The 14,492-nt window shown below is 71.4% G+C and carries 13 protein-coding genes; 4 read left to right on the top strand and 9 right to left on the bottom strand.

Annotated features, from left to right (window positions below; translation table 11 throughout):
- Positions 1–55: 55 nt before the first annotated feature.
- The 3 genes from pdhA to lipA all read right to left on the bottom strand — a co-directional run bounded on the left by pdhA (position 56) and on the right by lipA (position 3,145).
- A complete protein-coding gene (gene pdhA / locus VLK66_RS13430; protein WP_325309940.1) occupies positions 56–1,177 on the bottom strand; it encodes a pyruvate dehydrogenase (acetyl-transferring) E1 component subunit alpha in 1,122 nt (373 codons plus the stop codon).
- Between the two features lie 60 nt (positions 1,178–1,237).
- Positions 1,238–1,840, bottom strand: a complete 603-nt coding sequence (locus VLK66_RS13435; RefSeq protein ID WP_325309941.1) for a Uma2 family endonuclease — start codon at positions 1,838–1,840, stop codon at positions 1,238–1,240.
- Positions 1,841–2,023: 183 nt separating this feature from the next.
- The gene (lipA, locus tag VLK66_RS13440; protein ID WP_325309942.1) at positions 2,024–3,145 is read right to left on the bottom strand and encodes a lipoyl synthase; all 1,122 of its coding nucleotides are present in this window, start codon (positions 3,143–3,145) and stop codon (positions 2,024–2,026) included.
- A gap of 471 nt (positions 3,146–3,616) precedes the next feature.
- Here lipA and VLK66_RS13445 point away from each other — a divergent pair, with 471 nt between their 5' ends.
- The 3 genes from VLK66_RS13445 (at position 3,617) to VLK66_RS13455 (ending at position 7,384) form a co-directional block, all read left to right on the top strand.
- Entirely contained in the window at positions 3,617–4,387 is a 771-nt protein-coding gene (locus tag VLK66_RS13445; protein WP_325309943.1) for a TonB-dependent receptor plug domain-containing protein, read from the top strand.
- A gap of 214 nt (positions 4,388–4,601) precedes the next feature.
- Complete coding sequence (locus VLK66_RS13450; protein ID WP_325309944.1) at positions 4,602–5,750, top strand: class I SAM-dependent methyltransferase; 1,149 nt, start codon at positions 4,602–4,604, stop codon at positions 5,748–5,750.
- A gap of 293 nt (positions 5,751–6,043) precedes the next feature.
- Complete coding sequence (locus VLK66_RS13455; RefSeq protein WP_325309945.1) at positions 6,044–7,384, top strand: cyclopropane-fatty-acyl-phospholipid synthase family protein; 1,341 nt, start codon at positions 6,044–6,046, stop codon at positions 7,382–7,384.
- An 80-nt stretch (positions 7,385–7,464) separates the two neighbouring features.
- Here the strand turns inward: VLK66_RS13455 and VLK66_RS13460 are convergent, their stop codons facing one another.
- The 3 genes from VLK66_RS13460 to VLK66_RS13470 form a co-directional block, all read right to left on the bottom strand.
- Complete coding sequence (locus VLK66_RS13460; protein ID WP_325309946.1) at positions 7,465–7,776, bottom strand: hypothetical protein; 312 nt, start codon at positions 7,774–7,776, stop codon at positions 7,465–7,467.
- A 380-nt stretch (positions 7,777–8,156) separates the two neighbouring features.
- The gene (locus VLK66_RS13465; RefSeq protein WP_325309947.1) at positions 8,157–8,504 is read right to left on the bottom strand and encodes a hypothetical protein; all 348 of its coding nucleotides are present in this window, start codon (positions 8,502–8,504) and stop codon (positions 8,157–8,159) included.
- Between the two features lie 65 nt (positions 8,505–8,569).
- Positions 8,570–10,294: an acyl-CoA dehydrogenase family protein gene (locus tag VLK66_RS13470; protein WP_325309948.1), complete on the bottom strand. Its 1,725-nt coding sequence runs from the start codon at positions 10,292–10,294 to the stop codon at positions 8,570–8,572.
- Between the two features lie 186 nt (positions 10,295–10,480).
- On the opposite strand from VLK66_RS13470, the gene VLK66_RS13475 reads away from it, so the two are divergent.
- Positions 10,481–10,900: a DUF6636 domain-containing protein gene (locus VLK66_RS13475; protein ID WP_325309949.1), complete on the top strand. Its 420-nt coding sequence runs from the start codon at positions 10,481–10,483 to the stop codon at positions 10,898–10,900.
- Between the two features lie 171 nt (positions 10,901–11,071).
- Here the strand turns inward: VLK66_RS13475 and metK are convergent, their stop codons facing one another.
- The 3 genes from metK to VLK66_RS13490 all read right to left on the bottom strand — a co-directional run bounded on the left by metK (position 11,072) and on the right by VLK66_RS13490 (position 14,221).
- Positions 11,072–12,217: a methionine adenosyltransferase gene (metK, locus tag VLK66_RS13480; RefSeq protein WP_325309950.1), complete on the bottom strand. Its 1,146-nt coding sequence runs from the start codon at positions 12,215–12,217 to the stop codon at positions 11,072–11,074.
- 369 nt (positions 12,218–12,586) lie between these two features.
- Entirely contained in the window at positions 12,587–13,243 is a 657-nt protein-coding gene (locus tag VLK66_RS13485) for a DUF6709 family protein (protein ID WP_325309951.1), read from the bottom strand.
- 183 nt (positions 13,244–13,426) lie between these two features.
- The gene (locus VLK66_RS13490; protein ID WP_325309952.1) at positions 13,427–14,221 is read right to left on the bottom strand and encodes an SDR family oxidoreductase; all 795 of its coding nucleotides are present in this window, start codon (positions 14,219–14,221) and stop codon (positions 13,427–13,429) included.
- Positions 14,222–14,492: the final 271 nt, after the last annotated feature.

The following is a 14,492-nucleotide window of genomic DNA, read 5'->3' on the forward strand; positions in this document are numbered from 1 at the left end:
GGGTTCGATTACTTGGCACTTGGCACTAGGCACTTGGCACTTGGCACTTCCGTTCTCAGCGCTCCCTCATGTCGAAGTAGAGCCGGCCGTTCACGTCCTCTTCGGCGTAGATGTCCTTGTAGATCTCGTCGACCGCCGGCTCGGGCGAGTTCTCGGCGAACTCGGCCGACTGCTCGGAGACGCGCTTGGCCTCGGCGTCCATCTCCTCCAGCTCCTGCTGGCTGAGGATGTCGTTGCGGGCGAGGAGCTGGGCGAAGATGGTGATGGGATCGTTCGCCTTCTCCTTCTCCACGTCTTCCTTCGTCCGGTAGACGCCGGAGACGGGGTCGGACATGGAGTGCCCCACGTAGCGGTAGGTGCGCGCCTCGATGAGCGTGGGCCCCTCCCCGCGGCGGGCGCGCTCGGCGGCCTCGCCGGCCACGCGGTACATGTCCAGCACGTCCATCCCGTCGGCCACGGCGCTCGGCATGGCGTACGCGCTGGCCTTCTGCCAGATGTCGTACAGCGACGCGGCGCGCTCCCACGCCGTGCCCATCCCGAAGCGGTTGTTCTCGACGATGAGGATCATGGGCAGCTTCCACAGCGCCGCCATGTTCAGCGACTCGTGGAAGGCGCCCTGGTTCACCGCCGCCTCGCCGCAGTACACCTGGATGACGCGGTCTTCCTGGCGGTACTTGATCTTCCACGCCACGCCCAGCGCCAGCGGGATCTGGCCGCCCACGATGCCGTGGCCGCCCAGGTAGTTCTGCTCGGCGCCGAACATGTGCATGGAGCCGCCCTTTCCGCCGCTGCAGCCGTCGCGGCGGCCGTACAGCTCGGCCATCACCGCCCCGGGGTCGATCCCCTTCTGCAGCGCGTGCACGTGCTCGCGGTAGGCGGTCATCACGTAGTCGTCGCCACGCAGCGCGTGGATGGCGCCGATGGCGACGGCCTCCTGGCCGATGTACAGGTGGCAGAACCCGCCGATCTTGCCCAGCGCGTAGCTCTCGGCCGCCTTCTCCTCGAAGCGGCGGGCCAGGAGCATGTCGTACATCATCTTGCGCAGCGTCTCGCGGTCGAGCCCCTGCAGGCGCTCCTCGTCGCTCTTCGGCGCCTGCTCCTGCGGCTCCTCGGGCGCGCCGCCCTGCTCCGGTCCGGCGTCGCGCGCAACGGGCTTCCGTGTCTTCGTATCAGGCATCGTACCCTTCAGTTCGAACCGGGTGAATCCCTCGGTTTCGCCGTTCCGCTGCCATCCCGCTCACGCCTCCGGCGCGGGATTCACGTTCCGGTAGATCTCGGCCAGCGACAGGTCGCATCCGATGGCGTCCAGCCGCACGAGGTCACCGAGCCGCTGGTAGATGGTGCAGTCCCAGGCACCTTCGGGACCGCGGGCGTACATCTCCACCCGCGGCTCCTTCTGCGAAACCAGCACGTACGCGGCCAGCGACGGCACCTGCCGGTACGCCGCCGCCTTCACCGTGCGGTCGCGCACCTCCGTGCCGGGCGAGAGGACCTCGAACACGACCGCCGGGTTGGTGACCACGTCGTGCGTACGGTCCAGGTAGCGCGGCTCGCCGCAGAGCACGAACACGTCGGGATACGCGTACTCGCCTCCCGTGCCGACCTGCACCTTCACGTCCGACTGGTACACGCGGCACCCGCCCGGCAGGCGGAAGTACAGGTGCGAGCCGATGTTCTGCGCGATCGCGGCATGGCGCGGCGATGCGCCGGCCATGGCCACGATCTCGCCGTCGAAGAACTCGCTCCGCTGCTCGGCCGCGCGCTCGCGCACCAGGTACTGGCGCGGCGTCAGGCGGCCGTACGGCCGCGGCGGTGCGCCGGGTGTGTCGAGAGTCGGCATGTCTGCCTCTCCGGAAGCCGTGGACGATGAATGCTCCTCGTCGCCGGCCTCTCCGCCGCGCCCGCTGTCGCCGTTGTGGTTCCCGCCCGGCGCTTCCTCGCGCCGGCGCCGCAGCAGCTCCTGGACGGCCTGGAGCTGCCCCGCCGTGTCATTCGGCCCCCCGCCGCCCCCGGGGCCCACCGCCTACAGGCTCCCGAGCTGCACCAGCCGCGGCGCGGGCGGCGCCACCAGCGAGGCGCGGATCGCGGCCTCGGCGGCGTCGATGCGCACCTCGGCGCCCACGTCGGCCTCGAGGATCTCGGTGATCCGGCCGGGGCCGTCGGGGTCGATGGTGCGCGCCTGCTCCTTGGCGTGGTACGACGAGCGCACCAGCGGCCCGCTCTCCACGTGCCCGAAGCCCAGCTCGCGCTCGCCCACGTCCTTCCACGAGCGGAACTCGTCGGGGGTAACCCAGCGGTCCAGCGGCACGTGGTGCTCGCTGGGGCGCAGGTACTGCCCCATCGTGAGGATGTCGACCGAGGCGTCGCGCAGGTCCCGCATGGAGCGGCGCACCTCGTCGGGGGTCTCGCCCATCCCCAGGATGATGGCGCTCTTGGTCAGCTGCCGCGGGTTCATGCGCTTCACCGCGCCCAGCAGCGAGATGGAGCGCCAGTAGCGCCCGCCGGGGCGGATCCAGCGCGAAAGCCGCTCCACGGTGTCGATGTTGTGGGCCAGGATCTCGGGACCGGCCTCGACCACCGTGCGCAGCGCCTCCTCGTTCCCCTTGAAGTCGGGGATGAGCACCTCCACGGTGCAGCCGGGGACGCGCTCGTGGATCTGGCGGATGGTCTCGGCGTAGATGGCCGCGCCGCCGTCGGAGAGCTCGTCGCGGTTCACCGAGGTGATCACCGCGTGCTCCAGCCCCATGGCCGCCACCGAGTCGGCCACGCGGCGGGGCTCGTCCCAGTCCAGCTCGGCGGGCATGCCGTGGGCGACCGCGCAGTACTTGCAGGCGCGGGTGCACACGTCGCCCAGGATCATGAAGGTGGCGGTGCCGCTCTCCCAGCACTCGCCGATGTTGGGGCAGTGCGCCTCCTCGCACACGGTGTGCAGCCCCTGCGAGCGCATCAGCCCCTTCAGCCGCAGGTAGTTGGTGCCGCCGGGGGCACGCACCTTCAGCCACTCGGGCTTGCGCGCGCGGTGGCTCACCGGCTCGTGGCCGTCGGGGCGCGGAAGGTTCACCGTGCCCTTGCTCTTGACGATCCCGTTGTCCTTGCCGCGCGGCGCGTAGCCGCCGGCGGGAACGCCGGGCGCCTGGGTGCTCATATCTCCATCTCCCGGGCGGCGAACGGTGGCCGCCCACGGATCGAACGCAAGGTAGGCAGCGGAGACGCGGGACGGGTCCGAAGCCGTGCTCCGGACCGCATGGACCGTTCCGCGCCTGTGGCTCGGAAAAACGCTGAAAGTTACCGCCCGCCGGGTGGCGGAGCAACCGCGCCCCTCCGGCGCGCGCCCCGGCGGCGTTCGCGACATTCTGCGTCTCGCGCCATCGGAGGCGGCGCATGATATTGGGGATGCGGTCAACGCGCGGCATCCTCCTCCCGATGCTTTCCGCCATGACGATCCCCCCATCCCACGCTCCGCGTCCTCGCCGCGCTGGCCGTGACGATGGTCGCGGCGGCGCCTGCGGCCGCGCTGCAGGGCACCGTCACCTTCACGTGTTCGCGCGGATCCCGTTGAATCCCTGACGTATGATGTGGTAGGATGTGTCCCGGTTACCCGCACCCCGGTCATCCGATGCGCCGCACGAATCCCGTCCGCCCCGCCCTTCTGGCCGCGCTTGCCTGCTTCGCCGCGGCCAAGGCCGCGGCGGCGCAGCAGAGCGCCGTCACCTTCAGCGTGTTCGCGGCGGAGACGCAGCAGGCGCTTCCGGGCGTGCAGGTGTCCGTCGACAACCGCGTCCGCGGGGTCACGGACGCGCGCGGGGAGCTCCGCGTCGCCGGGCTGGGCGCGGGGACGCACCGCGCCAGCGTTACGCTGATCGGCCGCATCCCCCGGGCGGTGCTGCTGCAGCTGGCCCCCGGCGAGGAGCGCGACGCGCTGGTGCTGATGGAGCCGATCGCCGTGTCCCTTCCCGGCATCACGGCGGCGGCGCGCGAGCGGTCGCGGGACCCGCGCGTCGAGGAGTTCTACCGCCGGGCGCAGAACTCCACCGTGGGCCGCTTCATCACCCGCGCGCAGATCGAGGAGCGCAACGCGCTGGTGTTCTCCGACATCTTCCGCGGCATGCCCGGTGTCCGCGTGAGCCCGGGGCCCGAGGGGAACACGGTGCGCAACGCGCGCGCGGTGGCCATGAGCAACGGGGGCGACTGCGCGCCGATCTACTTCGTCGACGGCTTTCCCTACCGTCCCGACGGCCCCGTGGACACCGAGTTCTTTCCCGCGGACATCGAGGGGGTGGAGCTTTACATGGGGAACGTGCCCGCGCAGTGGGGCGGATCCAGGGCCATGTGCGGGGTGATCGTGATCTGGACGCGCACCACCGCGGCGCCGGCGACGCGGAATTAGGCGACAGGGGAAAGGGACAGGGGACAGGGGGCGGATCAGCGTCCTTGCCCGGGGTGGTGTGATCGATGCGGCGGCGCGTCCAGGGGCGGGCGCGCCGCTTCCTCTTGCCGCGCACGGCGGGCCTCGCGAGCTTTCGGGTCCCACCAAGTCAACTCCAGCGGCGGCCCGGATGGCGCCGCCCGGCAATCGTCGCCCCCTCCGCCCGCGAGGAACGATGAGCACGGAGTTCGATCGCGCCGTCACGGCACTCGGCACCCGCTACCGCACCTTCTTCTCCGGCCGCGAGGCCGTTCCCTTCGCCGTCCGCTCCAACGGGCGGCTGGAGCGCTTCGGGCCGGGCGAGCCGCGCTTCACCCTCGTGGCCAACAACGGCAAGGGCGCGTCCGCGCTGGGAAGCCTGGACCTGCTCGCCGTCACCGCCGGCTACCTCAACGGCGACATCGACCTGGAGGGCGACTTCCTGTCCGCCATCGACGTCCGCGACTTCTTCTCCGACCGCCATCCGCTGCAGTTCGCCTGGCGCTTCGTGCAGCCGCTGCTCAAGGGCCGGGTGAAGGCCGACGAGAGCTGGATCGCCGAGCACTACGACTACGACCAGGACTTCTACCTCCTCTGGCTGGACCGCCGCCACCGCTGCTACTCGCAGGCGATCTTCGAGCGCGACGACGAGCCGCTGGAAGACGCGATCACGCGCAAGCTGGACTTCGCGCTGGACGCCGTGGGCGCGAAGCCGGGTGACCGCGTGCTGGACATCGGCGGGGGGTGGGGCGCCTTCACCGAGCACGCGGGGCAGCACGGCGTCCGCGTCACCTCGCTCACCATCTCCCGCCAGTCCGAGCGCTTCCTGCGCGCGCTGATCGACCGGGAGACGCTGCCGTGCGAGGTGCGGCTGGAGCACCTGTTCCGCCACCAGCCCGCGGAGCGCTACGACGCCATCGTGAACCTCGGGGTGACGGAGCACCTGCCGGACTACCGCGCCACGCTGAAGAAGTACGGCGAGCTGCTGAAGCCCGGCGGCAGGATCTACCTGGACGCCAGCGCCACGCGGAAGAAGCACGGGCAGGTGGCCTTCCTGGTGAAGTACATCTACCCTGGAAACGGCTCGCTCATGTGCCTGCACGAGTACCTGGCCGAGGTGGCGCGCTCGCCCTTCCGCCTGCGCGGCGTGTGGGACGACAATCACAGCTACGCGCTGACGCTGCGGCACTGGGCCACGAACCTGGACCGCGCCCGCGAGGAGATCGAGCGGCGCTGGGGGAAGGAGCTGTACCGCAAGTTCCAGCTCTACCTCTGGGGCGCCGCCGAGGGCCACCGCAGCGAGCGCAACCAGGCGTACCGGGTGGTGCTGGAGAATCCGGGTTGATGGAAAGAAGTGCTGAGTGCTGAGTGCTGAGTGCTGAGTGCTGAGTGCTGAGTGCTGAGTGCTGAGTGCGCCTCCGGCCTCGCGCCCTCTCCGGCCGGCCGAGGCCGTCCACCTCTCCCGTACCGGGAGAGGTAGCTCCCTCACCATGGGTGCGGGCCGCGACGCTGCGCTCCCGGCGCCGATGAAGTCCGCGAAGGCGGCGCGAAGGCGGACTGCGTGCCGTTGTAGCCGCGACTTCAGTCGCATTTTCGCCACCTTCGAGGCTCCGGATCTCCCCCCGTCCCCCGACGCCGATGCTGACCGCCGCCTCGCCGACGTCCCGCCGCTCCGGGCCCGCTGATTCCGCCGTCCGCGCGGCCGCCGCGTTCCTGCGCCGGCTCTTTCCCGTCCCCCGTCCGTTCGACGTACGACTGTGGGAGGGGACGGTGCTTCCGGCGGACGGCGAGCCGGGGTTCACGCTGGCGGTCGCCCGGCCGGGGGCGCTGCGGCGGATGTTCCGCATTCCGCTGGCCCTTTCGCTGGGCGAGGCGTACGGGCGGGGGGATTTCGAGATCGAGGGCGACGTGTGGACCGCGGCGCCGGGGATCCAGGCGTACCGGGAGAACATCCGCTCCGCGCGCGACGTGCGGGAGATCGCGCGGCTCTGGCGCGCGCTGCCGAAGGACGGCTTCGCGGGGGGCGCGGTCGGGCGCGCGCGGCTCGGCGCGGCGGAGGGGAGCCGCGAGTGGGACCTGAAGGGGATCCGCTACCACTACGATGCCGGGAACGACATCTACCGGCTCTTCCTGGGCCGGCGGATGCTGTACTCCTGCGCGTACTTCGCCACCGGCGCGGAGGACCTGGACGCCGCCCAGGAGCTGAAGCTGGAGCACATCTGCCGCAAGCTGCGGCTGCGGCCGGGCCACCGGCTTCTGGACATCGGCTGCGGGTGGGGCGGGCTGGTGATCTACGCGGCGGAGCGCTTCGGCGTGCGCGCGCTGGGGGTCACGCTCAGCCAGGCGCAGCACGACCTGGCCGTCCGGCGCGTGGCCGAGGCCGGGGTGAGGGACCGCGTGGAGATCCGCATCCAGGACTACCGCGACCTGCGCGAGGAGCCGTTCGACAGGGTCGCCAGCGTGGGGATGTTCGAGCACGTGGGCGGGCCGCGTCTCCCCCAGTACTTCGCCCGCATCTTCGGGCTGATGAAGCCGGGCGGGCTCTTCCTGAACCACGGGATCGGCGGGCGGGTGAGCCCGGGGCGCAGCGTGCGGCTGGCGGCGGAGAAGGCGCTCACCGAAAAGCTGGTGGGAAGCGCCGAGTTCCGCCGCCGCTACATCTTTCCCACCGGCGACCTGGTTTCCGTCAGCGAGGCCAACCTCCCCGCCGAGCGCGCGGGATTCGAGGTGCGCGACGTGGAGAACCTGCGCGAGCACTACGCCCGCACGCTGCAGTGCTGGACGCGCAACCTGGAGGCGAACCGCGACGAGGTCGTCCGGCTGGAGGGCGAGCCGAAGTACCGCCTGCGGCGCATCCACATGGGCGTGGCGGCGTGGCAGTTCGCGGCCGGGCACCTGACGCTGAACCAGGCGCTGCTCGCGAAGCTGGACGGCGGCCGCGCCTCCGTCCCCTGGTCGCGCGCGGACCTGTACCGCTGAAGCGCGGGATGGCGGACGCGCGAAGGGCCGCGGCTCGTGTGGAGCCGCGGCCCTTCGCGTTCAGGGATGGTGCGATCGGATCAGTAGCCGCAGTGCTTGTAGTCCTGCGTGCAGGTGTTGTATTCGGTGGGGTCGCCGCAAGTGTCGCCGCGGCTGAAGTAGCTGCCGCCGCCGCCGCAACCGTCCAGGCACGAGGCATACTCCGAGCATCCCGCGCCCATCCCCGTGTAGGGCTGCTGCGACGTGGTGCAGCCGGGGTCCACGCAGGACCAGCAGGTATACTCGTCGACGGTCGCCGCGTTGGCGTTCACGGTGCCGCGCGGCTTCACGCCGCCGCGGGTGCTGAACGATTCCACCTGCAGCTCGTCGAGGTTCAGGCTGAGCTTCTTCATGGTACGATATCCTTTCGCGCTTTCGCGTTGGGTGAATCCGGGCGCCATGCGCCCGCGATCATCGCGGCAGCATGCCGCATCCGCGCGGCCTGACAGATGAGGCCGCGCGCCGCCGCCGTTCGCCGGCGACGGCCCACCAGAAATCAGGATCCGTACCGGCCGCGGACCGCGCGGTTTTGCGTGTTTCCGGCCCCCTCCGCGCCGTTCCGGACCGCGGCCCTAAGCGATTTCGGGAAAAGAACATGGATTTGCGGCGAAGCAGCACTTCGTCGCATCGCTTAACGAGCGGGCGATTCGCTGTTTTGTGGCATGGATGGTACAGATTGGGACGTCGCGGACTCACCAGCTGCTTGAGAGGGGCATCCGTGTCCCGATGAGATTCAGGCGAGGGGAGATGACGAGGAGGACGACGGCTTCGGCGCCGGCTCGTCCTCGTACAGCTCCAGGTGGAAGCGGTGGAGGAAGCGCTGCGCCAGCGGGCCCAGGAGAACCGCGATCATGGAGAGGAAGACGACGCCGCTGAAGACGGAGTAGAAGATCCCGAACACCTTGGCGGCGGAGCTGCGGAAGGGCGCGAGCGGGCCCATCCCGGTGAGGATCATCGCCGCGTTGAGATACGCGTCCAGCCAGTCCAGCCCGTCGGTGGCGTGGTACCCCACCGCGCCGATGCTCAGCGCCAGGAACACCACGCCGAACACGACCGCCGCGTTGCGGGCGAAGCGCCGCATGAAGTGGCGCGGCGACGGCAGCGGCCGTATCCGTTTTCCGTGCGGTTCCATGGATCTCCCGTCGCTCAGGCGATGAGCTGGGCCGCCCCGGAAGCGGCTTCGGCGGCCGATGCGGATTCGGGCGCTCGCTCGTGGACCAGCAGCCGCGAGTCGTCCGCGTCGACCGCGGCGAGCAGGTCGATGCCGTTGGCGGCCAGGCGGCGCGCGGCGGCGGCGGGGCGGGCGTCGCCGCGGTCCAGCGCCCACTGCGCGTGGGCCGCCAGCAGCGCCGTCTCCAGTGCGCGCCCCAGCGTCATCGCGAAGCGGCGCGCGCCCGCCTGAACGGCCGGCTCGCCCGCGCGCGTGGCGTGGCGCATCCACTCCGCCGCGTGCTCGGTCGCCCGGAGGGCGGCGCGCGTGGGGGCGCCCAGCGACGCGTCGCGCACCTCCGCCGCGCACCGCGCGACCTCGGCCACGACCGGGTCCAGCCCGCCGGCGTCGTTCAGCGCGCGCAGCGTGTCCAGCGCGAGCACGTTCGTCGTCCCCTCCCAGATCGCCAGCACCTGCGCGTCGCGGAGGAGCGACGGGATCCCCGTGTCTTCCACGTACCCCGCGCCGCCGAACGACTCCACCACCTCGCTGGCGACGGCGACCGACTGGCGCGCGGTGGCCAGCTTGGCGATGGGGGTGAGGATGCGCAGCAGCGCGCGCCCCGCGTCGTCCAGCGCCCCCGCCTCGGCGCGGCCGAGCAGCCCGACCACGCGGAAGGTGAGGTGCAGCGCGCCCTCGAATTCCGCCTGCGCGCCGGCGAGCGTGTCCAGGTGCAGCGGCAGCTCTGAGAGCGGCTCGCCGAACGCCCGCCGCAGCGGCGCGTATGCCCGGGCCAGCGCCACGCCGCGCCGCATCAGCGCCGCCGCGCTCACCGCGTTCCAGGTGCGCGTCACGTTCAGCATCGGGGCGATGCTGCGCACGCCGCCGTCCAAGCCGCGCACGGGCGTGGCGACGGCGCCGTCCAGCGTCAGCTCCGCGGTCGGCAGCTTGCGCGTCCCCAGCTTGTCCTTCAGCCGGTCGATGCGGATGCCGTTCAATCGCCCGTCATCCCCCCGCGTCTCCAGGTAGAACAGCGCCAACCCGCGGCCGCCGGGCGCGTTGCCCTCGGGCCGCGCGAGCGTCAGCGCCATCTGCGACGTGGCGGCCGAGGTGAACCACTTGCGCCCGTGCAGCCGCCAGCGCCCGTCATCCCCCCGCCGCGCCACCGTCTCCGAGTTGCCGACGTCCGAGCCGCCCGCCGTTTCCGTCATCCACTGCCCGCTGGTCCAGAACGTCGCGGGGTCGCGGGAGACGAGGTGCGGCACCGCGCGCCGCGTCAGCCCGTCGTTGCCGGAGGCGAGGAGCGCGCGGGCGGCGCCATCGGTCATCGCCAGCGGGCAGGAGTAGATGTCGGTGGACGGGGTGAAGAGGTACGCCAGCGCGAACTGGTGCACCCGCGCGAACGGGCCGTGCGCCGGGTCGTACGCCGCCGCGACCACCCCGTGCTCCGCCGCGATGCGCTCGGCCGTGCACCAGAGCGGCGTCAGCTCGATGCGGTCGGTGCGGTTCCCCCACGCGTCCCACTGCACCAGCCGCGGCTCGTTCGGCAGGTCGGCCAGCTGCGCCGGGTAGAGCTCGGCGGAAAGGCGTCCCATCTCCCGCAGCCCCGGCTCGACCTCCGCGAGCACCTCCGCCGGCAGCACGCGCGCGAGGAGCGAGCGCAGCGCCAGGTCTGCGTCGTACTGGTTGCCGAGCGAGGGCGGCGTCTGCGTGAACGGCATGGGAGAGATGGAGATCGGGGAAGATGCGGACCGGCCCACGCCTGCAACGTCACCGTTGAACGCCGCTCACGCCAGAGCGGAGGCGATGCATTCAAGAGTCCCATCGCCACCTTTCTGTTGGATTTCCGTGGATGGAGATTAGAATCTAGCCGTTCGACTTCATCACCCCGCCTCCGGAGCCGCACCATGATCCGCCCACTGATCGCCATCGTCCTGACGCTGGCCGCGCCGCTCGCGCGGTCCACGCCGCCGCACGCCAGCTACCGCGCGTTCCACACGCCCACCGGCAACATCGGCTGCGCGGCGGACGACAACTCGGGCACGTGGGAGCTGAGGTGCGACATCGGCGAGAAGAACTGGCGCGGCCCATCGCACCCGCGCAGCTGCGACCTGGACTACGGCGACGCGCTGGGGATGAGCGCGTCCGGCCGCCCGTACTGGGTGTGCCACGGCGACACCGTGCTGGGACAGGGACCCGCGCTGCAGTACGGGCAGAGCTGGCGCGCCGGCCCGTTCACCTGCCTGTCGCAGATCGCGGGGCTGACGTGCAGCAACCGCACGGGGCACGGGATCTTTCTCAGCCGCGGGAATTACCGGGTCTACTAAGCCGGTGCCGGCCGCTACATCGTTGAAATCATCGTTGGGAGACGCGGAGATGAAGAGGTCGCGGTGAAGTCCTGAATCCCAAGCTCCATTCAGATAGAAAATACCCGGCCCTCTCGTTCGGAGAGGGCCGGGTGAACTGCTGAAGCCAGGCGGATCGATGATCGCCCGGTCCTACTCCTCCCAGGGCAGCTCCGGCTTGCCGAAGTGGCCGTAGTTCGTGGTCAGGCGGTAGATCGGGCGGAGCAGGTTCAGCCGCTCCACGATGGCGCCCGGGCGGAAGTCGAAGTTCTGGCGCACGTACTCGGCCGCCGCGCGCTCGTCGCCCGTGCCGAAGGTGTCCACCTTCACCGACACCGGCTGCGCCACGCCGATCGCGTACGCCACCTGCACCTCGGCGCGCCTGGCCAGCCCCGCCTTCACCACCTGCCGCGCCACGAAGCGGCAGAAGTACGCGCCCGAGCGGTCCACCTTGCTGGGGTCCTTGCCGCTGAACGCGCCGCCGCCGTGGCGCCCCATCCCGCCGTAGCTGTCCACGATGATCTTGCGCCCGGTCACGCCGGCGTCGGCGCTGGGGCCGCCCTGCACGAAGCTGCCGGTGGGGTTCACCATCAGCGCGATGTCGTCGTGGTACCACTGCCCCAGCGCCTCGGGAACCACGTTCAGCGCCACGAACTGGCGGATGGCCTCGCGGTCGGCGTCGGCCGAGTGCTGCGTGCTCACCAGCACGTCGGTCACCGCCACCGGCGCGCCGTTCTCGTAGCGCACCGAGACCTGCGTCTTGCTGTCCGGCCGCAGCCAGCCGACCGCGCCGTTCTTGCGGTGCGTGGCCAGCGAGCGCGCCAGCCGGTGGGCGAGGAGGATCGGCAGCGGCATCAGCTCCGGCGTCTCGTCGGTCGCGTAGCCGAACATGATCCCCTGGTCGCCCGCGCCCTGCTCGCCCGACAGGCTGGTGTCGGCGTCCACCCCCTGCGCGATCTCGGCCGCCTGGCGCGAGAGGAAGATGTGCACGTTCAGGTTGTCGGGGCGGAACACCTGGTCGGCGTCCACGTACCCGATCTCGCGCACCACCTCGCGCACCAGCTCGTCGTAGTTCACGCCGTGGTTCGAGGTGATCTCGCCCGCGAGCACCACGTTGTTCTCCTTGCACAGCACCTCGCAGGCCACCCGGCTGGCCGGGTCGGCGGCCAGGTGCGCGTCGAGGATCGAGTCGGCGATGGTGTCGCACACCTTGTCGGGGTGGCCTTCGCTGACCGACTCGCTGGTGAACGTGTACGCCACGGTGGCCGGGGCGCGCGTGGGGTCGAGGACGGTGCTCATGGTCTCTCGTTTCGGGGCTCGGGTGTTGGCGTCCGGCCGGTGCCGGAACGAAGAAAGGGTCCCCCGTCGCGAAGGGCGAGGGGGACCCGGACGACGCTTTAGGCGGTGATCCGTTGCCGGCGCGGGCCCGCCAAGCTGTCGCTGTTCAAAGCGCCCGCACCGCCCGCGCAACCGCCGCGGGCCGGATCTGTGGAATGTCAAAAGGGGTCCCCGGCGGATGCGACCGCCGGGGACCCCCCGAGCGGTTTAGCACATTTGTAACGCGGAGCAATCGCCAGAACTCGCCGCGGCGCCGGTGAAGGCGCGGAGGGATGATAACGGCGGCCGCGGGATCGGTCAAGCACCTTTCCCGACTCGTCGCGGGGGCCGTCAGCCGCCGGCCAGCATCTGCTCGCGGCGCGAGTCCACGTAGCCGAAGGTGGTCTCGCGGTTCCGGCGCTCGAACAGCACGCTCAGGCGGTCGGTGTACCCCACGTGCGCCCACGGCGCCGCGTGGTGGACGGTCCGGATCAGCTCGTGCACCGTCTTCTCCTTCCCGTTCACCGTGTACTGGCGGCCGCGGGTGACGATGATGGCGTCGTGCCGCCGGTTCACGGGGATCACGCCGTAGTAGCGCGTGGTGGTGACCTTGGGGTACGTCCACATCACGTCCGCGGGGCGCACGGCGTCCAGCCGCGCGAACGACGGGATCAGCATCCACTCCCTGCCCACCGTCACGCCCAGCACGGTCTGCCCGCCGCGCGCGATCTCCACCGCCAGCGCCTGCGCCACCTGCTCGGGGTCGCCGTATGCGGCCAGGGCGCGGAAGCTGGCGTGGCGGCGCGGGTCCAGCAGCGCCGGCAGGTGCCACGCGGCGTACAGCACGAAGATGCCGGCGATGACCCCGCCGACGATCCAGACGTCGTGGTCGCCGAGCCAGGCGCCGAGCAGGAGCCAGGCCGGCACGGCCGCCAGGCAGAGGAGCACGGCGCGGAGCGTAGCGCGGTGGAGGCGGCGGAGATAGGCGTTCGAATCCCAGGCGGGCATGGCGGACGGTCTCTGTGGGAGGGTGATGCGGGCAGGCGGAGTGCGGCTGAATTTCGGCCAATATAAAACCGTCCCCCGCCGCGCGCCAGCGCCGCGGCGGGGGATCGGATGGGTCCGGTGGATGGGGAACATCTGAAAGCGAGCCCAGCTCCGATCGCCCCCGCACCGCCACCGGAACCGCGTTCACCGCAGGCGCCGCATCACCGCCTTCGCGGCGCGGATGGCGAGGCCGCGCGGGGCCACGCGGACGGCGGCGACGGCAAGGCGGTTGACGAGGCCGGGGGTGACGGTCATCCGCCCGGTCTCCAGCGCGTGGAGCGCGGCGTCCACAATTTGTTCCGGGGTGCGGATGCCAGGCGCCCGGTCGCGCACCTCGGTCCCGGCGACGGCCTGGAAGCCGGTCTTCACCGGGCCCGGGTTCACCGTCACCACGCGGACGCCGGCCTCGCGCGACTCGATGGCGAGGGCTTCGGAGAGGGAGATGAGGAACGCCTTGGACGCGGCGTAGGTGGCGATCAGGGGGATGGGCTGCGCGCCAGCGACGGACGCGACGTTGACGATCCCTCCGCCGCGGCCGCGCATCCGGTTCAGCGCGTGGTGCGCCAGCTCCATGGGGGCGATGCAGTTCACGCGTACCATCTCCGACTGGCGCTCCAGCGGCAGCTCGTGGAAGGCGCCCTTCAGCCCGAAGCCGGCGTTGTTCACCAGCAGGTGGATGTCTCGCCCCTCCGCCGCCTGGCGCCAGAGCTCGCCCGCGGCACCGGGCTCGCCCAGGTCGGCGGGGAGCACCAGCGTGCGAATGCGGTGCGCGGACGCGAGCTCGTCCGCCAGCGCGCGCAGGCGGTCCTCGCGGCGCGCGGCCAGCGCCACGTGCATCCCGCGCCGCGCCAGCTCGCGCGCGAACGCCTTGCCGATGCCGGACGACGCGCCGGTCACCAGCGCCCAGCGCCCGCGATACTCCCACGCATCCCGCGCCATGCTCCTCCTCGATTTCTGATCGCCCCTAGCACCCCGGCCGTGACTGTCGTCGATGTAGCGATCCGCGCGCCACCGCCGCCCCGCAGGTCTCACGCGGAGCCGCGGAGACGCGGAGATGCTGCCCCGGCACCTCCGCTCCTCCGCGTCTCCGCGGGAGATCCAGCGAGGCGGGGAGACGCGGGAAGCCTCCGTCGCTCCGCTTCTCCGGCGCGAACCCGTCCGGCGGTGCAAATGCATTGGCCTTCTGGTCTCGCTCGGGAACATCTGTGAC

The organism is Longimicrobium sp., from assembly GCF_035474595.1.
Lineage (GTDB): Bacteria > Gemmatimonadota > Gemmatimonadetes > Longimicrobiales > Longimicrobiaceae > Longimicrobium.